Source organism: Arthrobacter sp. E1SS-5 (genome assembly GCF_057073715.1).
In genome coordinates, this window is record NZ_CP172703.1 from 3,137,074 (window position 1) to 3,158,294 (window position 21,221).

General features: G+C 67.1%; 20 protein-coding genes and 1 tRNA gene. 9 read left to right on the forward strand and 12 right to left on the reverse strand.

Going from position 1 to position 21,221, the window contains the following annotated elements; all coding sequences use genetic code 11:
* Positions 1 to 9: 9 nt before the first annotated feature.
* The 3 genes from ACIGJD_RS14590 to ACIGJD_RS14600 form a co-directional block, all read right to left on the reverse strand.
* Positions 10 to 81, reverse strand: a tRNA-Thr gene (locus ACIGJD_RS14590).
* A gap of 298 nt (positions 82 to 379) precedes the next feature.
* A complete protein-coding gene (locus tag ACIGJD_RS14595) occupies positions 380 to 2,368 on the reverse strand; it encodes a DEAD/DEAH box helicase (protein ID WP_483686775.1) in 1,989 nt (662 codons plus the stop codon).
* A gap of 407 nt (positions 2,369 to 2,775) precedes the next feature.
* Positions 2,776 to 3,429: an MOSC domain-containing protein gene (locus ACIGJD_RS14600; RefSeq protein WP_483686776.1), complete on the reverse strand. Its 654-nt coding sequence runs from the start codon at positions 3,427 to 3,429 to the stop codon at positions 2,776 to 2,778.
* Positions 3,430 to 3,607: 178 nt separating this feature from the next.
* Here ACIGJD_RS14600 and ACIGJD_RS14605 point away from each other — a divergent pair, with 178 nt between their 5' ends.
* Genes ACIGJD_RS14605 through ACIGJD_RS14620 form a run of 4 tightly spaced genes read left to right on the forward strand, consistent with a single transcriptional unit; the run spans position 3,608 to position 8,153 of the window.
* Positions 3,608 to 4,231, forward strand: coding sequence for a Tat pathway signal protein (locus ACIGJD_RS14605; protein WP_483686777.1), 624 nt, complete (start codon positions 3,608 to 3,610; stop codon positions 4,229 to 4,231).
* Between the two features lie 3 nt (positions 4,232 to 4,234).
* Positions 4,235 to 5,446, forward strand: a complete 1,212-nt coding sequence (locus tag ACIGJD_RS14610) for a glutathionylspermidine synthase family protein (RefSeq protein ID WP_483686778.1) — start codon at positions 4,235 to 4,237, stop codon at positions 5,444 to 5,446.
* Positions 5,443 to 6,936: an APC family permease gene (locus ACIGJD_RS14615; protein ID WP_483686779.1), complete on the forward strand. Its 1,494-nt coding sequence runs from the start codon at positions 5,443 to 5,445 to the stop codon at positions 6,934 to 6,936. The genes ACIGJD_RS14610 and ACIGJD_RS14615 overlap by 4 nt, the downstream gene beginning before the upstream one ends.
* Positions 6,937 to 6,947: 11 nt before the next feature.
* Complete coding sequence (locus tag ACIGJD_RS14620; protein ID WP_483686780.1) at positions 6,948 to 8,153, forward strand: acyl-CoA dehydrogenase family protein; 1,206 nt, start codon at positions 6,948 to 6,950, stop codon at positions 8,151 to 8,153.
* Positions 8,154 to 8,171: 18 nt separating this feature from the next.
* Here ACIGJD_RS14620 and ACIGJD_RS14625 read toward each other — a convergent pair whose 3' ends face one another.
* The 5 genes from ACIGJD_RS14625 to ACIGJD_RS14645 are packed head-to-tail and all read right to left on the reverse strand — an operon-like array spanning position 8,172 to position 13,467.
* Positions 8,172 to 8,942: an SDR family oxidoreductase gene (locus ACIGJD_RS14625; RefSeq protein WP_483686781.1), complete on the reverse strand. Its 771-nt coding sequence runs from the start codon at positions 8,940 to 8,942 to the stop codon at positions 8,172 to 8,174.
* Positions 8,943 to 8,977: 35 nt separating this feature from the next.
* The gene (locus ACIGJD_RS14630; RefSeq protein ID WP_483686782.1) at positions 8,978 to 10,336 is read right to left on the reverse strand and encodes an MFS transporter; all 1,359 of its coding nucleotides are present in this window, start codon (positions 10,334 to 10,336) and stop codon (positions 8,978 to 8,980) included.
* Positions 10,333 to 10,839, reverse strand: a complete 507-nt coding sequence (locus tag ACIGJD_RS14635; RefSeq protein WP_483686783.1) for a winged helix-turn-helix transcriptional regulator — start codon at positions 10,837 to 10,839, stop codon at positions 10,333 to 10,335. Before ACIGJD_RS14635 ends, ACIGJD_RS14630 begins: the two co-directional genes overlap by 4 nt.
* A 53-nt stretch (positions 10,840 to 10,892) precedes the next feature.
* On the reverse strand, positions 10,893 to 12,056 hold the full coding sequence (locus tag ACIGJD_RS14640) for a cystathionine gamma-synthase (RefSeq protein WP_483686784.1): 1,164 nt from the start codon (positions 12,054 to 12,056) through the stop codon (positions 10,893 to 10,895).
* A gap of 25 nt (positions 12,057 to 12,081) precedes the next feature.
* Positions 12,082 to 13,467 carry a cystathionine beta-synthase gene (locus tag ACIGJD_RS14645; RefSeq protein WP_483686785.1) on the reverse strand — a complete coding sequence of 462 codons (1,386 nt, stop codon included), beginning with the start codon at positions 13,465 to 13,467 and terminating at the stop codon, positions 12,082 to 12,084.
* Positions 13,468 to 13,526: 59 nt separating this feature from the next.
* On the opposite strand from ACIGJD_RS14645, the gene ACIGJD_RS14650 reads away from it, so the two are divergent.
* On the forward strand, positions 13,527 to 14,714 hold the full coding sequence (locus tag ACIGJD_RS14650; protein ID WP_483686786.1) for an SLC13 family permease: 1,188 nt from the start codon (positions 13,527 to 13,529) through the stop codon (positions 14,712 to 14,714).
* Positions 14,715 to 14,728: 14 nt separating this feature from the next.
* Here ACIGJD_RS14650 and ACIGJD_RS14655 read toward each other — a convergent pair whose 3' ends face one another.
* Positions 14,729 to 15,133, reverse strand: coding sequence for a VOC family protein (locus ACIGJD_RS14655; RefSeq protein ID WP_483686787.1), 405 nt, complete (start codon positions 15,131 to 15,133; stop codon positions 14,729 to 14,731).
* Positions 15,134 to 15,266: 133 nt separating this feature from the next.
* Between ACIGJD_RS14655 and ACIGJD_RS14660 the strand changes: the two genes are divergently transcribed.
* Positions 15,267 to 16,253, forward strand: coding sequence for a DNA-3-methyladenine glycosylase family protein (locus ACIGJD_RS14660; RefSeq protein ID WP_483686788.1), 987 nt, complete (start codon positions 15,267 to 15,269; stop codon positions 16,251 to 16,253).
* A gap of 135 nt (positions 16,254 to 16,388) precedes the next feature.
* On the forward strand, positions 16,389 to 17,012 hold the full coding sequence (locus ACIGJD_RS14665) for a hypothetical protein (protein WP_483686789.1): 624 nt from the start codon (positions 16,389 to 16,391) through the stop codon (positions 17,010 to 17,012).
* Here the strand turns inward: ACIGJD_RS14665 and ACIGJD_RS14670 are convergent.
* Positions 17,009 to 18,685, reverse strand: a complete 1,677-nt coding sequence (locus ACIGJD_RS14670; RefSeq protein WP_483686790.1) for an AMP-binding protein — start codon at positions 18,683 to 18,685, stop codon at positions 17,009 to 17,011. The two genes, ACIGJD_RS14665 and ACIGJD_RS14670, sit on opposite strands and share 4 nt — an antisense overlap.
* Before the next feature lie 103 nt (positions 18,686 to 18,788).
* Between ACIGJD_RS14670 and ACIGJD_RS14675 the strand changes: the two genes are divergently transcribed.
* Positions 18,789 to 19,067 (forward strand): putative quinol monooxygenase, encoded by a 279-nt coding sequence (locus ACIGJD_RS14675; protein ID WP_483686791.1) that lies wholly within the window; start codon positions 18,789 to 18,791, stop codon positions 19,065 to 19,067.
* Between the two features lie 63 nt (positions 19,068 to 19,130).
* On the opposite strand, the gene ACIGJD_RS14680 is transcribed toward ACIGJD_RS14675, so the two are convergent.
* Together ACIGJD_RS14680 and ACIGJD_RS14685 are read right to left on the reverse strand one after the other, a co-directional pair.
* Positions 19,131 to 19,568, reverse strand: coding sequence for a thioredoxin family protein (locus tag ACIGJD_RS14680; RefSeq protein WP_483686792.1), 438 nt, complete (start codon positions 19,566 to 19,568; stop codon positions 19,131 to 19,133).
* Positions 19,569 to 19,662: 94 nt separating this feature from the next.
* On the reverse strand, positions 19,663 to 20,217 hold the full coding sequence (locus ACIGJD_RS14685; RefSeq protein WP_483686793.1) for an acyl-CoA thioesterase: 555 nt from the start codon (positions 20,215 to 20,217) through the stop codon (positions 19,663 to 19,665).
* 70 nt (positions 20,218 to 20,287) lie between these two features.
* Here ACIGJD_RS14685 and ACIGJD_RS14690 point away from each other — a divergent pair, with 70 nt between their 5' ends.
* Positions 20,288 to 21,022: a potassium channel family protein gene (locus ACIGJD_RS14690; RefSeq protein WP_483686794.1), complete on the forward strand. Its 735-nt coding sequence runs from the start codon at positions 20,288 to 20,290 to the stop codon at positions 21,020 to 21,022.
* Positions 21,023 to 21,221 lie beyond the last annotated feature (199 nt).

The following is a 21,221-nucleotide window of genomic DNA, read 5'->3' on the forward strand; positions in this document are numbered from 1 at the left end:
CTCATTCAGAGCCCCCCACCGGAATCGATCCGGTGACCTCGTTCTTACCAAGAACGCGCTCTACCACTGAGCTAGGGGGGCAACGAGTAAATACTCTACCGGAAGATTTCCGCACCAACAAATCGGCGGCCGGGGCGCTCCCGGGACCAGGGAACGCTGCCAAACCGGAACCCCGGAAGGCCAGCTTTCCGCGGATTTACGGGGCTGGAGCGGCCATGGACAGGAGAGCCTACGACGACGGGAGGCACCTTTTGGAGGTCCAACGCCTCCATGCCGGGAGCGGAATGTGTCCATCCCCACACCCAATCGTTTAAAAGCCGATGGGCCGGCTCGAAAGCCGGCCCATCGCCGTCGTCAATTACTCAAACCTGCGGAAGGTTTACCACTTGCCCTTACGGTTGAAGTCGCCCTGGCGGGGCTTGCGGAAGCCGTCACCGTGGCCGCTGAAGGAACGCTCGGAACGCTCGCTGTACGAACGGCCGCCGCGGTCAGCGGAGGACCGTTCGCCGTCGTTCTTCCGGAATTCCTTCTTGAAGCCGCCGTTGCCCTTGAAGTTGCCGCCGCGGTTGCCCTGGTAGCTGGGGCGGTCGCCGGAGGGACGGCGTCCGTTGTCCAGTTCCAGGTGGATCAGCTCGCCGCCGATCCGGGTGCGGGACAGTGCGCGCAGCTGGTCCTGGCTCAGGTCCGCGGGCAGTTCCACCAGGGAGTGGTCCGAACGGATGTCGATGCCGCCGATCTGTGCGGAGGAGATGCCGCCCTCATTGGCGATGGCGCCAACGATCGAGCCGGGCATGACCCGCTGGCGGCGTCCCACCGCGATGCGGTAGGTGGCGTTGCCTTCGGTCAGCTGGCGGCTGGGACCGCGTGAGCCGAAGCCGTCCTTGGAGCGCTCGCGCTTCTGGAACTCGGGAGCAGCAGGCAGTTCCTTGACCAGCAGCGGCTGCCCGCCCTGGGCCATGACAGCCAGTGCCGCAGCGATTTCTGCTGCCGGCACCTTGTGCTCTTCCTCGTAGGAGGCGATGAGGTCGCGGAACATGGCCACGTCCTCGGAAGCGAGCGTCTCGGTGATCCGGTCCGCGAACTTGCCCAGGCGAAGGGTGTTCACGGTCTCCGCGGTGGGCAGGTGCATCTGCTCCACCGGCTGGCGGGTGGCCTTCTCGATGGCGCGCAGCAGGTACTTCTCCCGCGGCGTCATGAACAGGATGGCGTCACCGTTGCGGCCCGCGCGGCCGGTGCGGCCAATCCGGTGCACGTAGGACTCGGTGTCGTGCGGGATGTCGTAGTTGATGACGTGGCTGATGCGCTCCACGTCCAGGCCGCGGGCGGCAACGTCGGTGGCCACCAGGATGTCGATCCGGCCTTCCTTCAGCGCGTCAACGGTACGCTCACGCTGCTGCTGCGGGATGTCGCCGTTGATGGCGGCAGCCTGGAAACCGCGGGACTTCAGCTTGTCAGCCAGGTCCTCGGTGGCCATCTTGGTGCGCACGAAGGCGATGACGCCGTCGAACTCTTCCACCTCAAGGATGCGGGTCATGGCATCGAGCTTCTGCGGGCCCATGATCTGGAGGTACCGCTGGCGGATGTTGTTGCCCGTGGTGGTCTTGGTCTTGACCGAGATCTCTGCGGGATCGTTCAGGTACTGCTTGGACATGCGGCGGATCTGGCCCGGCATGGTGGCCGAGAACAGCGCCACCTGGCGGTCCTCGGGGGTCTGCTGGAAGATCTGCTCCACGTCTTCGGCGAAGCCCATGCGCAGCATCTCGTCAGCCTCGTCAAGCACCAGGTACTGGAGTTCGGAGAGGTCCAGGGAACCCTTGGAGATGTGGTCGATCACGCGGCCGGGGGTACCCACCACCACCTGGGCGCCGCGGCGCAGGCCGGCCAGCTGGGGACCATAGGCAGAGCCGCCGTAGACGGGCAGCACGGTGAAGTCATCGATGTGCTTGGCGTACGAGGTGAAGGCCTCGGCCACCTGGAGGGCCAGCTCGCGGGTGGGGGCCAGGACCAGGGCCTGGGTCTTGCGGGAGGGGCCGTTGAGGTCGTGGAGTTCGGCCAGGCGGGACAGTGCCGGCACTGCGAATGCTGCAGTCTTGCCGGTACCGGTCTGTGCCAGGCCCACCACGTCGCGGCCTTCGAGCAGCAGCGGGATGGTGGCTGCCTGGATGGGGGACGGCTTTTCGTACCCGACATCCTGGAGGGCGGCAAGGACGCGGCCGTCGATGCCGAGGTCGGTGAACTTCACGGCGTTTTCGTCAGCGTCCGCGGCAGGTGCCGCGGTTGCGGGAGCCTCAGCGTTCGCGGGAGCCTCAGCGGCGGCCACGGGGGCGTCCTCAATAACGGCGGTGGTTTCGTTCTGGTTTTCGGGCATAGGGAAATTCCTCATCCATAGGGGGCCAGGCGGCACTACCCAAGGTGAGCGGAGCCGCAGTACACGTGCCGATGGTGCCGGGCAAACGTTGACCGGCCGGTCACAGAAGTCCGGCGCTTTCGCAATCCCATGGCAGGACTTCGCGCTGCATCTCTTGGCTGCTATCCCAGCAGTCTGTACAGCGTTTCTCTTTAGCCGGCTCTCCCTATGAAAATGCCCGCATCGCTTGCGCGGGCCCCAACACTTGCCAGTCCTGCCTCAAAAATTGGGCAGGAATAAGGGATTTCCGGAGTGGGGGATGTTTCAAGTGTAGGGCACGCAGGCACCGCGGCGTTAATCGAACGGGCGACGGCGGCGGTGAGCTTGCGCACACAGCCCGCCCTGGGCGGCACCCCGGGAAAGAAGGGCTACTGCGCCAGCCGCCGCAGCAGTACCTCAAACCTGGCGTGGTATTCGTCCTGGAGCCTGATCTCGCCGTCGGCCTCTGCACCGCGGAGGGCCTCGATGGCCTCTGCGTCCGGTTCACTGAACCACCTGCCGATGGTGATCCCGTGGCGCGGGACGAACGTCCGCTCGATGGTGTCGCCGGCCCGGATGCTGCCGGTGCGGATGACGCGCAGGTACGTCCCCACCCGCCCCTCGTCCGTGAACCGCTTGACCCACTGCGGCTCCTTCATCCGGCGCTGGAACGTGGCGCAAGGGGTGCGCGGGGAGGTGACTTCGAGTACGACGTCGGACCCCACCTTCCAGCGCTCCCCGATCACCGCGTGGGTGGCTTCAATGCCGGACACCCTCAGGTTCTCGCCGAAGCTGCCCGGCGGCAGTTCCCGGCCCAAAGCGCCGGCCCAGTAATCGGCGTCGGCCTGGGAGTATGCGTAGACGGCCTGGTCCTCCCCGCCGTGGTGTGCCCGGTTGGCCTGGATGTCCCCGCGCAGTCCAAGCTTGTGCACCTTGACGGCACCACTTGCCGGACGCTTGTCGATGGCAGTGACGCCGATGCTTCCCTGGTCCCCCACGAGTTGGTGGACGCGGCAGACGGCAAGGACAGAACCTGATTCCATGGCATCAGTCTAGGGTTCCCCGGCGCGCCGTTCCCGGCTGCCGGCCATGGGCAGTTCTCCCCTGCTGCCGCATTGCGTTCCTACTCGCAGGCGGCACCGGCAGGGACTACGCTGATTCGAGACTTGCATTGGGGGGCAGTGCTGCGCCCAAATCGTGCGGACAACTGAGGGGGACGCCGTGGACTCGAACCAGAAAAACCCACAAGGGGAACCGGAGGACGGGCCCCCGAATGGGGCGGACAGCGCCGGGGGCAGCAGTGGTGCGGGCAACAGTGCCAAGCCCCCGCCCTGGCAGGTGCCCAAGCCTGAGTTGCGTCCCGAGCTCCTCAACGAACCAGTCACCCCGGTGGACCCGTTTGCGCGCGAGCGGGAAAAGCAGCTCAACAATGGCGCGGCGCGGAAGAAGCGCTCCCAGCGCCGGGCGGTGGTGGTGGGCCTCGGCGTGACCGCCCTCCTGGCCGGCACCATTACAGCCGTGGTGGCCAGCAACGAGGACGATCCCGAGTATGCCCAGGTGTGCTTCAACGATGAAACCGGCGAGCGCGTTGAGGACAGGAACTGCGACAGCTCGGCGGGCCGCAGCGGTGGCATCTACGCCTGGTACTTCTATTCGCGCGGCGCCAGCGTTCCCTCCATCGGCCAGAACCGGTCCACCGCGCCCAACTACACCCGGACCGTTCCCAGCGGGGCCAAGGCCTCCACGGGCTACAGCAGCAAGGGCGGCACGGTGAGCCGCGGCGGCTTTGGGTCAAGCGCCAAGAGCGGTTCCAGCGGCGGCGGCGGAAAGGTTTCGGGGGGCTGACGGATGAAAAGAATGTTGTCTGAGCCCCGGCCGGACTGGAAGCAAAAGATCGAGGAGCAGGGCCTGGTCTTCTCCACCACCACCATGGACGACGGGCGCCGCATCGAATACTGGAACGAGTCGGCGTTCTATGAATTCACCATGGACGAGGTGGAGACCCTCGAGGTGGTGGCCGAGGACATGCACCGGATGTGCCTTGAGGCCGCCAAGTTCCTGGCCACCGGCGCCATGGGCAGCATCGGCATCGGTCCCCAGGCCCTGGAGCTGGCAGCCGAATCCCTGCAGGCCGGCGACGTGGACGTCTACGGCAGGTTCGACTTCATCTACGACGGGCAGGGCGGCCCCGCCAAAATGCTCGAATACAACGCGGACACGCCCACCGGACTCATCGAGGCCGCCGTGGCCCAGTGGTTCTGGCTGCAGGACGTCCATCCGGAAAAGGACCAGTGGAACGGCATCCACGAGTCCCTGATCCGGCAGTGGAAGAAATTCCAGTACCGGACGGGAATGAGCACCTTGCACGTGGCCCATTCGGAGGTGGAGGAGTCCGGCGAGGACTGGATGACCGCCGCGTATATGCGCGACGTGGCCAGCCAGGCCGGTTGGACCACCATCGGCATCAATATGTCCGATATTGGGTGGGACCCCAACCTGAACCGCTTCGTGGACCTGGACAATTTCATGATCAGCACCATCTTCAAGCTCTATCCCTGGGAGCTGATGGTGAAGGAGGAGTTCGGCCCGCGGCTGCTGCAGCGTGCCCACAACCCGCGCTGGGTGGAACCTGCCTGGAAGATGCTGCTCTCCAACAAAGCCCTGCTGGCCGCGCTCTGGCACCTCTACCCCAACCACCCCAACCTGCTGCCGGCCTACCTGACCGATCCCGGACCACTGAAGGAATGGGTCGGCAAACCTCTGCACGGCCGCGAAGGCGACAACATCCGAATCCACGCGGACGGCATCAACCTGGAGCAGCCGGGCGGGTATGGCCGCGAGGGCTGGTGCTACCAGCAGTACCACCCGTTGCCGGACTTCGACGGCAACCGTCCAGTCCTGGGGCTCTGGGTGGTGGACGGCGAGTCCGTGGGCTGCGGCATCCGCGAATCCGACGGGCCGGTCACTGACTACTTCTGCCGCTTCGTCCCCAACACCATTGACGCACCGGCGCCGCTGTCAGCGGTTGCCGACTCCACCAAGGCAGGAATCACCCTATGAGTACGGACATGACGACGACGGGCGCCTCCGGAGGCGGTCCGGGCACCCCGGTGCCGGCCAAGGGGCTGCGGGCCGGAATCCTTGACCTGGGCGACTCAGTGATGCTGGGGCTGGCCTCCACCGCGCCGGTGTACTCGCTGGCCGCCACCCTGGGCCTGATCGTTGCCGTCAACGGCAACTACACTCCCCTGATCCTCCTGCTGGGCTTCATCCCGGTCCTGTTCATCGCCTATGCCTTCCGTGAGCTCAACAGCGCCATCCCGGACTGCGGCACCACGTTCACCTGGTCCCGCCAGGCCTTCGGCCCCTGGGCAGGCTGGCTGGGCGGGTGGGGCGTCGCGCTTGCCGGAATCGTGGTCCTGGCCAACCTGGCGCAGGTGGCCGGGCAGTACCTGTGGCTGCTGGTGGGCGACGGGTCGCTGGCGCAGAATAAGGTTCTGGTCACCGGGACGGGCCTGCTGTTCATCGTGCTGATGACCCTGGTGAATTACCGCGGGATCCGGCTGGGCGAACACGTCCAGCGCGTGCTCACCTACGTCCAGTACATAGCGCTGGGCATCTTCGCGCTTGCCATCGTGCTGCGGATTGTTGGTGGTGCCCCCGAAGGCCAGGCCTTCGATTTTGAATGGTTCAACCCTGTGGGGGCCTTCACCGATCCCGGCGCCGTGGTGCATGGCGCCCTGCTGGCCCTTTTCATCTACTGGGGCTGGGACACCTGCCTGGCGGTCAACGAGGAAACCGAGGACCCGTCCAAGACCCCCGGCCGCGGCGCCGTGATCTCGGCCTTTGTCCTGGTGGCCATCTACGTTTCCGTGGCGCTCCTGGTGATGATGTACGCCACGGTGGGCTCGGAGGGCATCGGCCTGGGCAACGAGGCGAACAAGGACGACGTGTTCCTGGCCATGAAGGACGTGGTGCTGGGGCCGTGGGGCTGGCTGATCGTCGTCGCGGTCCTGGCCTCTGTCCTGTCCTCCACGCAGACCACCATCCTGCCCACCGCCCGCGGCACCCTGTCCATGGGGGTCCACGGCGCCCTGCCGGCCAGGTTCGCGGAGGTGCACCCGAAGAACCAGACACCCGGCTTCTCCACGCAGGTGATGGGCGGCGCGGCCGCGGCCTATTACGTGGCCATGAGCTTCCTGAGTGAGAACCTGCTGGCGGACTCCATCAGTGCCATCAGCCTCTTCATCGCCTTCTACTACGCCCTCACCGGCTTCGCCTGCTTCTGGTACTTCCGCGGATCACTTCGGAAGTCCGCCCGCAACCTCTGGTTCCGCGGCATCCTGCCCCTGGTGGGCGCGCTGCTGCTGACCGCCGCGTTCTTCATTTCCGCTGTGCAGATGTGGGACCCGGCGTACGGCGATACGCAGATCTTCGGCGTGGGCGGAGCGTTCGTAAGCGGTGTGGTGCTGCTGGCCCTCGGTGTGGTGCTGGCTGCCGTTTGCCGGTTCCTGCCCGCCACCCGCGGCTACTTCCTGACTAAGAAATGACGGATGAACACATGACAGGCGAAGAAATGACTGCTGAAGCCCCGGCCGCCGGCCTGTCAGACGTCCTGGACCTTGACTCCCTGCTGTCAGCGGGGGAACTGGAACTGCGGCAAAGGGTCCGGGACTTCACCAACCAGCGCATCAAGCCGGACATCGCCCGCTGGTATGAGGACGCCGTCTTCCCCCTGGAGCTGGCGCCGGAGCTGGGCGAGCTGGGCGTCCTGGGCATGCACCTGGAGGGCTACGGCTGCCCCGGCCGCTCCGCCGTCGAATACGGCCTTGCCGCGATGGAGCTGGAAGCCGGCGACTCCGGGATCCGCACGTTCGTATCCGTCCAGGGCTCGCTGGCCATGACCGCCATCCACACCTGGGGCTCGGAGGAGCAGAAGCAGGAGTGGCTGCCGCGGATGGCGGCGGGCGAAGTCATTGGCTGCTTTGCCCTGACCGAACCCACTGCGGGTTCGGACCCGGCGTCCATGGCCACCTTCGCCCGACGCGACGGCACAGGGGACGACGCCGGTTGGGTCCTCAACGGCGCCAAGCGCTGGATCGGCCTGGCGTCAGTGGCCGGCGTGATGGTGGTGTGGGCCATGACGGACGACGGCGTCCACGGCTTCCTGGTGCCGGCCGGCACCCCCGGCGTGACCGCCACACCAATCCCCCAGAAGCTGTCCATGCGCGCATCCATCCAGTGCGACGTGGTGTTCGACGACGTCAGGCTGGGTCCCGAGGCCCTGTTGCCGGGAGCACGGGGGCTGCGCGGCCCGTTCACCTGCCTGAACGAGGCCCGCTACGGCATCGCCTGGGGCGCCATGGGCGCGGCCCGCGATTCCTATGAGGCGGCCCTGGCGTACTCGCAGGACCGGCTGCAGTTCGGCAAGCCGCTGGCCGGCTACCAGCTCACGCAGGAAAAACTGGTGAACATGCTGGTGGAAATCCAGAAGGGCACGCTGCTGGCACTTCACCTCGGCCGGCTCAAGGATGCGGGGGCTATTCGGCCGGAGCAAATTTCGCTGGGCAAGCTCAACAACGTGCGGGAAGCCATCGCCGTGGCACGGGAGGCCCGGTCCATTCTGGGCGGCAACGGCATCACCACCGACTACTCACCGCTGCGGCACGCTGCCAACCTGGAGTCGGTGCGGACCTATGAGGGCACCGACGAGGTCCACACCCTGATCCTGGGCCGGCACATCACCGGCCTGGACGCGTTCCACTGACCCCCGGGTTGGGAGGAGTTACGCGGAGAAGCCGCCGTCTGCCTTGATCAGCTGGCCGGACACCCAGCGGCCGGCCGGGGAGAGCAGAAAGGCCACGGTTCCGGCAACGTCCGATGGGGTGCCCAGCCGGCCGGTGGGCTGCTGCGCGGTGAGCTCCTCGCGGATGTCGGTCGTCATCCAACCCGTATCCACCGGGCCCGGGTTCAGCACGTTCGCTGAGATCCCCCGCGGGCCCAGCTCGCGGGCGGCGGCAATCACGATCCTGTCCAGCGCCCCCTTCGAGGCGCCGTATGGAAGGTTGAACGCTGTGTGGTCGCTGGTCAGCGCAACGATCGCGCCGCCGCCGTCCGTTGCCTGCCGGGCGAAAGCGGCAATCAGCTGCCAGCTGGCGCGGGTGTTCACCGCGAAGTGCCGGTCGAAGGATTCGATGGTGGTGTCCAGCACACCCGAATCCACCGACTCGGCGTGGCTGAGCACCAGGCCCTGCAGCGGTCCGGCCAGCTGCGCGGACTCCGCAACCAGCCGGTCCGGGACGCCCGGGTCCTGGAGATCGGCCGACAGGACGTGGACCTTGGCACCGATGGCCTCCAGCTCCGCGGTAAGCCGGACCACGTCCTCCGGTTCGCTCCCCCAGGGCATGCGGGCGTCGTAGTCGGCCCAGTAGGACAGGACCAGGTCCCAGCCGTCCGCAGCGAGCTGCCGGGCGATGCCGGCGCCGATGCCGGCCAGGCGCCCCACTCCAGTGACCAGGGCAACGGGGCGGGCGGGGACGGGCACGGTGGATTCCATTCGACCAGCCTAGCCGCGGCTGGTGCCCGTGCTGCTCAGGCCGCTGCCGGCTCCGCTTCCTTTGAGCCTTTGTGCCGGCGGATGGTGGCGCTGATGACCGCGGCGATGGTGCACATGGCCGCCGCTCCCAGCCAGGCGTAGGTGTAGTGCCCGGTGGCATCGCGGAGGGCGCCGGCAGCGACGGCGGCCGCAGCGGCCCCGAGCTGGTGGGCGGCGAAGACCCACCCGAAAACCACGCTGCCGTCCGCCCCAAACGTTTCGCGGCAGATGGCTGCCGTGGGCGGAACGGTGGCCACCCAGTCCAGGCCATAGATCACTACGAACACGATCATGCTGGGCTGCACCTCGGCGTTGAGCAGCAGCGGCAGCACCAGCAGGCCGATGCCGCGGAACTGGTAGTAGACAGCCAGCAGGATGCGGGGGTTGAAGCGGTCCGTCAGCCAGCCGGAGGCGATGGTGCCGATGATGTCGAAGATTCCGACGACGGCGAGCAGCCCCGCTGCGGTGGTTTCGGGCATGCCGTGGTCGTGCGCGGAGGGGATGAAGTGGGTGCCGATCAAGCCGTTGGTGGTGGCGCCGCAGATGGCGAACCCGGCCGCCAGCGCCCAGAAGGTCCTGACCTTGCTGGCGCGGCGGAGCACCTGCAGGGCACGGATGGCGGCGTTGGTCCGGGGGCCGCTGTCCCGGACCAGTGCGGCCTCTTGAGCTTCGAGGTCCACCGGCGCAGCACCGTAGGGCAGCACCCCGACGTCGGCCGGCGAGTTCTTGAGGAACTTCAGCACCAGCGGGACCACGGCCAGCGCGCCGGCGGCGATCAGCAGCGAGGCCTGCCGCCAGCCGGGGTCCTGGGCCAGCATGGCGATGAAGGGCAGGAACACGAGCTGCCCGGCCTCGCTGCCGGCGGTGAGGATGCCGATCACCAGTCCGCGGCTTTTGGTGAACCAGGTGTTGGCGATGGTGGCGGCAAAGACCAGGGCCATGGAGCCCGTACCGAGCCCGATCAGCAGGCCCCAGGTCAGCAGGATCTGCCAGGACTGGTTCACCAGGACGGTCAGGGCGCTGCCCATGCCGATCAGGACCAGTGCCGTGGCGGTGACGGCCCTGACCCCGAACCGCTCCATCAGGGCGGCGGCGAACGGTGCGGTCAGGCCGAAGAGGACCAAGTTGATGCTCACGGCCGCGGACAACACGGTGGTGGACCAGCCGAACTCCTGCTGGAGCGGGACCATGAGGACACCCGGGGCGGCCCGGAACCCTGCTGCCCCGACGAGGGCAAGGAACGCGACGGCGGCCACCATCCAGGCGGGGTGCAGGCGCGTGCGCTTACGTGGCGGCGAGGGGAGGGCAGCGGAGTCCGCGGGAACCTTGGAGGCCTCTTCAGGCAGGGTGCTCATGCGGCTGATCCCTTCGCGGAAGCAGTGGACAACGGAATGGGCTGCTCAGACCTGGCCCGGCTGTGCCAGCTGGTGTTAGCCGCGGTCAGCCTTTCCCCGCATTCCGTGCAGGTGTCCGCCGAGGTGGTGGGCTTCCCGCACCCGGCATGGATGACGTAGAGGTGCGCCTTGTCCGAGGGCGCCGGCAGGTGCTTCTCCGCCCAGATGGTCACCGCGTTCAGGACCGGGAGCGCGTCCTCACCCATGGGGGTGAGGACGTACTCCCGGCGGGTGCGGCCGCCGTCGTCATATGCCTTTTTCGCCAGCAGCCCCGACTCAACCAGGCCTGCCAGGCGCTTGGTGAGGACCGAGTCCGCCACCTCCAGCCGGTCCTTCATGGCATCAAAGCGGCCGTTTCCAAAGAAGACCTCGCGCAGCACCAGGATGCTCCAGGGGTCGCCCAGGATGTCCAGGCCGCGGGCCATGCTGCAGTTGCGTTGGGACCAGTCGGATCGAAGAGGCATACGGAAAAAGCTAGTTGACTTTCTTGAAGAAAGCTAGGGTTTCCGGAGGGATGTTAAGGGATGTTGGAGAACGCCCGGTCCAGGTCCGCGATCAGGTCCTCCGCGTCCTCGATGCCGCAAGAGAGGCGCAGCAGGTTCACGGGGACGGCCAGCTCGGTGCCCTTGACCGAAGCGTGGGTCATTTCGGAGGGGTAGTTCATGAGCGACTCGATCCCGCCCAGGGACTCCGCCAGCGTGAACACGGACGTGGACTCGGCCACCTTCCTGGCAGCAGCTTCACCGCCCTTGAACTGGACGGACACCATGCCGCCGAACTTGCGCATCTGGCGCTTGGCCAGCTCGTGGCCCGGGTGGTGTGGCAGGCCCGGGTAGAGGACGGCCTCCACCTCGGGGCGTTCCAGCAGCCATTCGGCCACGGCCTGCCCGTTCTCGCTGTGCCGGTCCATCCGGACGCCCAGCGTCTTCAGGCCGCGGGTGGTCAGGAACGCATCCATCGGCCCGGACACGGCGCCCACGGCGAACTGCACGAAGCCGATTTTCTCGGCCAGCTCTGCGTCCTTCACAACGACGGCGCCGCCCACCACGTCGGAGTGGCCGCCGATGTACTTGGTGGTGGAATGGACCACCACGTCGGCACCCAGGGCGAGCGGGTTCTGCAGGTACGGGGACGCGAAGGTGTTGTCGACGACAAGGAGGGCGCCGGCGTCGTGCGCAATGTCGGCGAGCGCCACGATGTCGGTGATCTTCATCAGCGGGTTGGACGGCGTCTCCACCCACACGAACCGGGTCTTGTGGGCTTCCACCGCATGGCGGACCCGGTCCAGGTTGGCCATGTCCACGGGCGTGTTGCCGATGCCCCAGTCCCCCAGAACCCGGCTGATCAACCGGTACGTGCCGCCGTACGCGTCGTTGCCCAGCACAATGTGGTCCCCGGGACGGGTCAGCGCGCGGATGAGGGCGTCCTCGGCGGCGAGGCCGGAGCTGAAGCTGTACGCGTGGGTGCCCAGTTCCAGCGCCGCGAGCTGTTCCTGCAGCGCGTCCCGGGTGGGGTTGCCGCCACGGCCGTACTCGTAGCCGCTGCGCAGGCCGCCGATGCCGTCCTGCGCGTACGTGGAGCTGAAGTGCAGCGGCGGCACCACGGCACCGGTGCGGGGCTCGAAGTCCTGGCCGGCGTGCACGGCGCGGGTGTTGAAACCCTGGTTTTCAGAGGCAGGCATGATGCTCCTTTATTGGTAGCGCAGTTCAGTTGCTGAGATAGGCCAGCAGGTCGTGCCGGGTGAGGATGCCCACGGGCGCGCCCACGAACGTAACCATCAGGGTGTCCGAGTCCGAGAGCAACTCCCTGGCAGCGGAGATGGTTTCCAGTGATCCGATGACGGGCAGCTTGGGCCCCATGTGCTCGGAGATCTTGTCCGTCAGCTTGGCTTCGCCGCGGAACAGCTTGGCGGTCAAGGTGCGCTCGTCCACGGCACCCAGGACCTCACCCATGACCACGGGCGGTTCCTGGGACAGGACCGGGATGTGGCTGACGCCGAACTCGTTCATGATGTTGATGACGTCGCGCACCGACTCGTTGGGGTGGATGTGCACCAGGTCCGGCAGTTCGCCGTTCTTGGACTTGATGACCTCCCCCACCGAGGTTTCTTCGCCGCCGGAAAGGAACCCGTAGGAACGCATCCACTGGTCGTTGAAGATCTTGGCAAGGTAGCCGCGGCCTGAGTCAGGAAGGATGACCACGACGACGGCGCTTTCCGGCAGCTCCCTGGCCGCATGCAGGGCCGCTACTACAGCCATGCCCGAGGAGCCGCCCACCAACAGCCCCTCTTCCCGGGCCAGGCGGCGGGTCATGGCAAAGGAGTCGGCGTCGGTGACAGCGATGACGTCGTCCGGGATGGTCTTGTCGTAGTTCGCCGGCCACATGTCTTCGCCCACGCCCTCGACGAAGTAGGGCCGGCCGGTACCGCCTGAGTAGACCGAGCCTGCCGGGTCCGCGCCAATGATCCGTACCACCCCGCCGTCGGACTCCGGCCTGTCAGCCGAAACCTCCTTAAGGTACCGGCCGGTGCCGGTGATGGTGCCGCCCGTGCCGGCGCCGATGACCACGTGGGTGACCTTGCCGTCGGTGTCCCGCCAGATTTCCGGGCCCGTGGTCTTGTAGTGGCTGCCCGGTGCCGCAGGATTGGAGAACTGGTCCGGCTTGAACGCGCCGGGGGTCTCGCGCGTGATCCGGTCGGACACACCGTAGTAGCTTTGCGGGCTGTCCGGCGGAACCGATGTGGGGGTGACCACCACTTCAGCGCCGTAGGCCTGGAGCACGGCACGTTTGTCCTCGCCCACCTTGTCCGGGACCACGAAGACGCACTTGTAGCCCTTCTGCTGTGCCACCAGGGCCAGGCCCACCCCGGTGTTGCCGGATGTGGGCTCCACGATGGTGCCGCCGGGCTTCAGCTTGCCCTCGCGTTCGGCGTCCTCGATCATCTGCGCCGCGATGCGGTCCTTGATGGAGCCGCCGGGGTTCAGGTACTCCAGCTTGACCAGGACGGTGGCTTTGATGCCTTCGGTCACGTGGTTGAGTTTGATGAGCGGGGTATTGCCGATGAGGTCCAGGATGGACTGGGCGTACTTCATAGGTACAAAACTACCGCTTCCTGTGAGCCCTTCCCTGCCGGGGGTGCGAGGATAGCCCGGTGAAGCAGTTCGCATGGCTCAAAGCCGCCCGGAGTTACCTGCTGCCCGGCGCCATCCTGGCAGCGGGCGTGGCCACCCTGGCCTGGGGCGTACTCCCCCTGCCAGCGTTCGGGGAGCTGGCAACCCGCACCATTCCCATCCTTGCCTTCGTCCTGGCCATGTCCCTGGTCACCGAACTGGTGGACGAGGCAGGGTTGTTCCGGGTGGTGACGGACCGGCTTGCGGCCTTGGGCCGGGGGCGCGTCTTCCTGCTATGGCTCCTGGTGGTGGCAGTAGCCACGGTGTCCACGGTATTCCTGTCCCTGGATACCACCGCCGTGCTGGTGACTCCCGTTGTGGTCCTCCTCGCAGTCCATGCCCGGATCCCGCCGCTGCCGTTTGCGCTGACCAGCATCTGGCTGGCCAATACCGCTTCCCTGCTGCTGCCGGTCTCCAACCTGACCAACCTCCTGGCCCAGGACCGGTTGGGCCTGACCCCGTGGCGCTTTGCGGGGCTGGTCTGGGCCCCTGCCCTGGTTGGCCTGCTGGTCCCGCTTGCCCTGCTCTGGCTCGCGTTCCGCCGGGACCTGCGCGGCACCTACGGGCCGCAGCCGGCGCATCCCGTCCGCGACACCACCCTGTTGAAGGCGGCGGCCGTCACGCTCCTGGTCCTGCTGCCCGCGCTGGTGTCCGGGATACCCGTCCAGTACCCGGCACTCGCCGCGGCCGCCGTCCTGCTGGCGGTCTTCCTCCGCCGCAGGCCCTCCGTGCTGCGGTGGTCCATGGTCCCCTGGCGGCCGCTGATGCTGACGGTGGGCCTGTTCATGCTGATGGAGGCCCTGCACGCGCATGGGCTCACCACCCTGCTGGCAGGTGTGGCCGGGTCCGGGGACACCCTGCCCGCACTGCTGCAACTGGCCAGCGTCGGGGCGGCCGCGGCCAACGCCGCCAACAACCTTCCCGCCTATCTGGCGCTGGAACCGGTGGCGGGATCGCCGGCCAGGCTGGCTGCCCTGCTGATCGGGGTGAACCTGGGCCCGCTGGTGACCCCGTGGGCCTCGCTCGCCACGCTGCTGTGGCACGAGCGGCTGCGCGTCCTGAACGTCCCCATCAGGTGGGGAGGGTTCGCCGCAGCTGGCCTGGTGGCCGTTGCGCTGACCGTCCCGCTGGCCGTCCTAACGCTGTGGGCCGTGTCCGGGATGCCCTGAGGCCCGGCTCTCGATCAGCTGCCCGCTCCCGGGCCCGCCCCGGGAAGGTTTTCCCACAGGCCCATGACGTTGCCCTCGGGGTCCTTGAAGTACGCGGTGTAGCCCATTCCTGGAATCTCGTTCTTGGGCATGACCACCGAGCCGCCCAGTTGTTCCACGCTCTTGAGGGTGGCGTTGATGTCCGGAACGTCGACTGTGATGACCGGGGTAGTGATCCGGCCGTCCCTGGCCATCATTCCCCCGTTGATGGCGCCCGCGGCCGCCGGTTGGCCGTCGTCGTCCATGTCCGTGGTGATGACCATGCTGTAGTCCATCCCCGGCACCGCCTCGATCCGCCAGCCCAGCGCCTCCTGGTAGAACTTCCTGGCCCGCTTCTGGTCGTCCGCGGGGATCTCGAAATGCACTACTCCGCCCATCATTGCCCTCCGTGTTCCGTTATTCGGGGTCATTTGCCGGTCGCCCGGGTGCCACGGTGATCGTAATCCGGGCCCGGAAGGCGCAGAAGGGCCGATGGTCCCGCCGCTGTCGGTGGTCCGTGGGACGATGGAAGGCATGACGATCGCAGAGGCACCTCCCCGGCTGGCAGCCGCGGCGGACGTGTCCCTGCGGTGGTATCCGGAGGCTCCCTACAGTCTTTCCCGCACCCTTGCGCCGCTCCTGCGCGGCAACAGTGATCCTTCGTTCAGCGTCCAGGGGGACGTCATCTGGAACGCATTTACGACGCCGGACGGCCCGGCAACCATGCGGCTCGCCCCGGCGGGCGGCGGCGAAGCAGGCGTGCCGTTGGTGGACATCCAGGCATGGGGCCCCGGGGCTGCGGCCGCCGTGGAAGCGGCACCCCGGCTGCTGGGTGCGGACGACGATTGGCGCGGTTTCGACGACCCCTCCTTCTATGCCACCCTCCCCCGTATGGTCCGGGAGGCGCGGCGGCGCTGCCTCGCGGTGCGGCTGCCCTCCAGCGGCCGCATGGTGGACCAGCTGGTGCCGATCATCCTGGAACAGAAGGTGACGGTGATTGAGGCGCGGCGCGCCTACCGCTACCTGACACACCGCTATGGAACGCCGGCTCCCCCGGCCGGAACGTCCACACCGGCGGGCCTCGTCGTGCCACCGACCGCGGCGCAGTGGCTGCAGGTTCCCAGCTGGGAGTGGCACAAGGCCGGCGTAGGACCCCAGCGCTCGGCCACGGTCATGCGGGCGTTGCGTTCCGCCGTCGCGCTCGAACGCCTTGCCGCATTGCCGGCCGGGCAGGCAGCCGAGAAGATGCAGGTGATCCCCGGCATCGGGGTGTGGACCGCGGCCGAGGTAGTCCAGCGCACGCATGGCTGCCCGGACTCCATTTCGGTTGGTGACTACCACCTGGCGGCATACGTGGGGGCGGCACTGACCGGACGCCGGACCGACGACGCCGGCATGCTCCGGCTGCTGGAACCCTGGCGCGGGCACCGGCAGCGCGTGGTCAGGATGATCCAGAGCACCGGTTACCGCAAGCCCACCTTCGGCCCCCGCATGACCATCCAGGACCACCGCGGGCACTGACCCTGCGGGCCGTGATCCGGGCGCGCACCACGGGCCCTCTTTTCAACCCGGTGCTTGACCGGCCGCGCAGTGGGTACGGCCATTGGTGAGAGCCGCCCGCCGGGGCGGAGGGCTGCACAGGACGGAAGGGACCCCATGAGCACCAACCCAGTCAGCACGAACCGGGCCAGCAGCGAGCGGCAGGCCGCCGGCCCCGCAGCCCTGGACCCCGATGCACAGGACCCCACCGCCGATGACCCGAACAGTGATGATCCCACCGTCGCCGACCCAATGGGGGACGAGAAGGTGCGGCTCCAGCTGGCCATCTTCGAGGTCACCCGGGACGCCGATGGCAGGAGCCTCGCCGAGATCCAGGAGATGCTGCGCGCCGCCTTCGCACGGCACGGCGTCGAGACACCGCCGGGCACCTGGCTGGAATCGGTGGCATCCTCAGCCTTTTACGGTGAGCCGTACATCGTGAACCTTCCTGCGGCGGTGGTCGCAGACACGATTGTGCCCGCCCCGAACCAGGAGGTCCGGGACCGGCTGGCCGCCCAGCGTGAGCTCCAGCAGGAAAAGCTCCCGGCCGGTATCTTCCCCTCCCAGGAAGACTGGAACATCCCCCGCAGCGAGACGACCGGCGGCAGTACCCGCACGCTGTCGCTGCCGCAGTGGGAAAGCGGAGCGGTCCTGGCCCTGGCGGCACTGGCAGCCGTTGCCGTCGCCGCCGTCGTGGCTGTCCGGGCGGGAACCAGCCGCAGGCGCCGCGTAAACGCCTAGAGGCCCAGCCGGGCCACGGCTTCCTCGCGCATCTGGACCTTGCGGATCTTCCCCGAAACCGTCATGGGGAAACTCTCCCTGACTTCCACATAGCGGGGGATCTTGTAGTGGGCCAGCTGCCCGCGGCAGAACTCGGTGAGGGATTCAGCGGTCAGCGGCCCTGCCCCTGGCTTGAGGATGACGCAGGCCATCAGTTCCTCGCCGTACCGCGAATCCGGGACCCCGATCACCTGCACGTCCTGGATGTCGGGGTGGGTGTACAGGAACTCTTCGATCTCGCGGGGGTAAATGTTCTCGCCGCCCCGGATCACCATGTCCTTGATTCGGCCTTCCACCACCACGTACCCGTCGTCATCCATGCGGGCGAGGTCTCCGGTGTGCATCCACCCGTCGGCGTCGATGGCCTCAGCCGTCTTGTCCGGCTGGTTCCAATACCCTGCCATCACGGCATAGCCGCGGGTGCAGAGTTCGCCGATCTGCCCGCGCTCCAGCTCCTCGCCGGTGGCAGGGTCCACGATCCTGCTCTCCAGCTGCGGCATGGTGCGTCCCACTGTCTCGGTGCGCTGCTGGAGCGTGTCCCCCTTGCGGGTCATGGTGGACACCGGCGAGGTCTCGGTCATGCCGTAGCAGATGGCCACATCCACCATGTTCATCTCCGAAATCACCCGGTTCATCACCTCGATGGGGCACAGCGAACCCGCCATCACACCGGTACGGAGCGTGGACAGGTCGTAGCTGCCGAAGTCGGCAAGGGCCAGCTCGGCGATGAACATGGTGGGCACGCCGTACAGCGACGTCCCCTCAAAATCCTGGACCGCCTCGAGGGCGGCGGCGGGAGAAAAGCCGCGCCCCGGGATGATCGTGGCGGCACCATGGCTGAGCGCATTGAGGTTGCCGATCACCATGCCGAAGCAGTGGTAGAACGGCACGGGGATGACCACCCGGTCCCGTTCCGTGTAGCCCAGCAGCTCGCCGATCGCGAAGCCGTTGTTCAGGATGTTGTGGTGCGTCAGCGTTGCACCTTTGGGGAATCCGGTGGTGCCGGACGTGTACTGCAGGTTGATGGGGTCGTGCGGCGAAAGGTCGGCCATGCGGGCCTGCAGGACCGAATGCGCCACGCCGTCCGCCCGGGTGAGCAGTTCGGCGTACGTGAGTTCCGCGTCGCTTTGGGGGCTGCCGGCTTTGAGTAGATCCAGGCCGTGGTCCGGGAGGAAGACGAGCTCCCGCAGATCCGGGCAGGTAAGGAGCGCCTGGCGGGCCATGGCCACGTAGTCGCTGTTGTTGTCCGAGGGCGCCGTGACCAGCACGCGCATGCCGTTCTGCTTGACCACGAATTCGAGTTCATGGCTGCGGTAGGCGGGGTTGACGTTGACCAGGATGGCGCCGACTTTGGCGGTGGCGTACTGCAGCAGCGTCCATTCGGCGCAGTTGGGGCTCCAGATGCCCACCCGCTCCCCCTTGGCGACGCCCAGGGCGAGGAGCGCACGTGCCAGCCGGTCGACGTCGTCGTTCATCTTGGTGTAGCTCCAGCGCCGGGCGTCACCGCCCGGTACCGGCGCGGCCTCTATCAGGGCGTCATGGAGCGGAAACTGCGCCACCACCCGCTCAAAGTTGGCGCCGATGGTTTCCTCCAGGAGCGGGACGTCAGTGTCCCCGGCTGTGTAAGCACGCATGAAGGCACGCTACCAACAGGATCACGGCAGGAGAAGGACGACAGGCGGGGAAACGGACGCAACAGAACCGGCGGGTTCGGCGGCGCCCGGTATTGTGAAAACCATGAGTGCACCCATTGACCTGATAGCAACGTTCATCCCCAACGAGGGCGAGTTCCACCGCGTGAAGCTCGCGCTGGATATCGCGATCGATGAGGTGGTGAAGGAGCCCGGCTGCATCCGTTACGAGCTGACCGAGGCCACGGAGGAAAAGCTGGTCCTGACCGAGCAGTGGGCGTCCCAGGAGGATCTGGACAAGCACTCCAAGGGCACCGCAGTGCAGGACCTGAACGAGTCGCTGAGCGCGCTGCTGGCCGAGCCGGTGAAGGTGGAACGCGTCTAGCGCAAAGCCTTAAACACAGAATGCGGGACCTCCAATGGGAGGTCCCGCATTTGCTTAAGAGTCTTAGAAGTCGGGGATCTGCGTACCGTCCTGGGTGCCGCCCTGGGATCCGGCGGGCCTGCTTGCCGCCGCTTCTGCTTCCTCCCGCTGCTTGGCCACGTGGGCGTGGACTTCTTCCATGTCCAGCGCCTTCACGGCGTCCACCACCTGTTCCAGCTGCTGGGCGTTCAGAGCGCCGGGCTGGGAGAACACCAGCACCTTTTCGCGGAAGGCCATCAGCGTGGGGATGGAGGTGATGCCTGCCTCCGCCGCGAGCTGCTGCTCGGCTTCGGTGTCAACCTTGGTGAAGAGGACGTCGGGGTGCTTCTCCGAGACCGCGGAGTACGTGGGGCCGAACTGCTTGCAGGGACCGCACCATTCTGCCCAGAAATCGACCAGGACAATGTCGTTGCCTTCGATCGTGGATGCGAACTTTTCACCTGTGATGTCAAGGGTAGCCATGTGTCCACGGTACGCGCCCGGCCCGTCCCTGTCGCGCCTGTTCGCTCCCCGCGTCATTGGGAATAGCAGGAAGGACGACGCCGGCACCCGGCTTTCAGGCGCCGGCGCCCCAGAGGTGGGGCGCCGGTGTGCGGCTGCCGGGGAGGGCGCTGGAGGCGCGCCATTCGTGGATCCACTCGGGAAGCATGAGGTCTGCGGGCGGGGCGCCGAATTCCGCGAGGATGTCCTCCTGGCTTACCGGGCCGGCCTTGGTGACCAGCCGGGTGGCGATGTAGGCACGTGCGTAAATCTCGCCGTCGGCCACCATGCGCTGCTCGAAGAAGATGGCCTTGGTGTCCAGCCCGATGATGCGGGTCTCGATGGTGTATTCCTGCCACAGCTGGAGTGATTTTCGGAAGGAGATGGTTTCGGCCGACACCACCGGGCTCCACCCCCGCCGGCGCATCCGCTTCCAGACGCCGCTGCGCACCATCAGGTCAAACCGGCCCAGGTCCATCAGGGAGAGGTACATGCCGTTGTTGACGTGCATGGCGATGTCGATGTCCGTCGGCAGTACCCGCAGCGGCAGCGACGACGCTTCCCAGACAGCGAGAGGCGGGCGCCGGGACGAACGGAAGAGCAGCAGAAGGGTTCTCAGGAGCAGGTGCATAGGCTAATGCTACCCGTCAGTAACATCTTGCGGCCTGCTGCCTGGGGCCATCCGCCGTAGGATTTCCTGCATGACGCAGCAACGCTACCGGGCCCTGGCGGAGTGGCCCCTGATGGCTACGGCGCTGGTGTTCCTGGCCGCTTATGCGTGGCAGGTGATCGGCCGCATTGAGGGCGCGGGTGCCGATTGGCTTGAGGCCGTCATGTGGGTGACTTGGTGCATCTTCGTCCTGGATTACGCGGCGAACCTGTGGCTGGCCGAGAACCGCCGGCAGTGGTTCGTCCGGAACCTGCACGAGCTGGTGATCGTGGCGTTGCCGTTCTTCCGGCCCCTGCGCCTGCTGCGCCTGGTGACGCTGCTGTCCGTGCTGCACCGCACCGTGGGCGAGACGTTGCGCGGCCGGGTGGTCACTTACGTTGCGGCCTCCGCGGCGCTGCTGGTCTTTGTAGGGGCGCTGGCGGTGCTGGATGTGGAGCAGTGGGCGCCTGATGCCAAGATCACCACGTTCGGCGACGCCCTGTGGTGGGCCACCGCCACCATTACCACGGTGGGTTACGGGGACATGTATCCGGTGACACCCATCGGCCGCCTGGTGGCCACGGCGCTGATGATGAGCGGTATCGCGGTGCTGGGTGTTGTCACCGCCTCCATCGCGTCCTGGCTGGTCCAACGCGTCGAGGACACCGCTGAATCCGTGGCCGAGGCAGTGGAGGAACCGGTCCGGGTTGAGGTGGCGGAACTGGTGGCGGAGATTGCCCTGCTGCGCCGGGAAATCGCGGAACTGCGGGACCACCGCCCGCTGTGACGGCAAGTACCGGGCCTTCGGGGGTTGAGTAGGGGGTCCCGGGCGGGCGAGTACCGGGCCGGAAAAGTCGGGTAATTCCTACTGGTGCCTGCCCCTTGGCGTGATTCCTAGACTCGGGATTCCTAGGACCAACACGCACTGGCAGGTCCCCCGGGTGGCTTCCGGGAGACCTTCCTTCACGCGGAGCTCCGCATTTTCT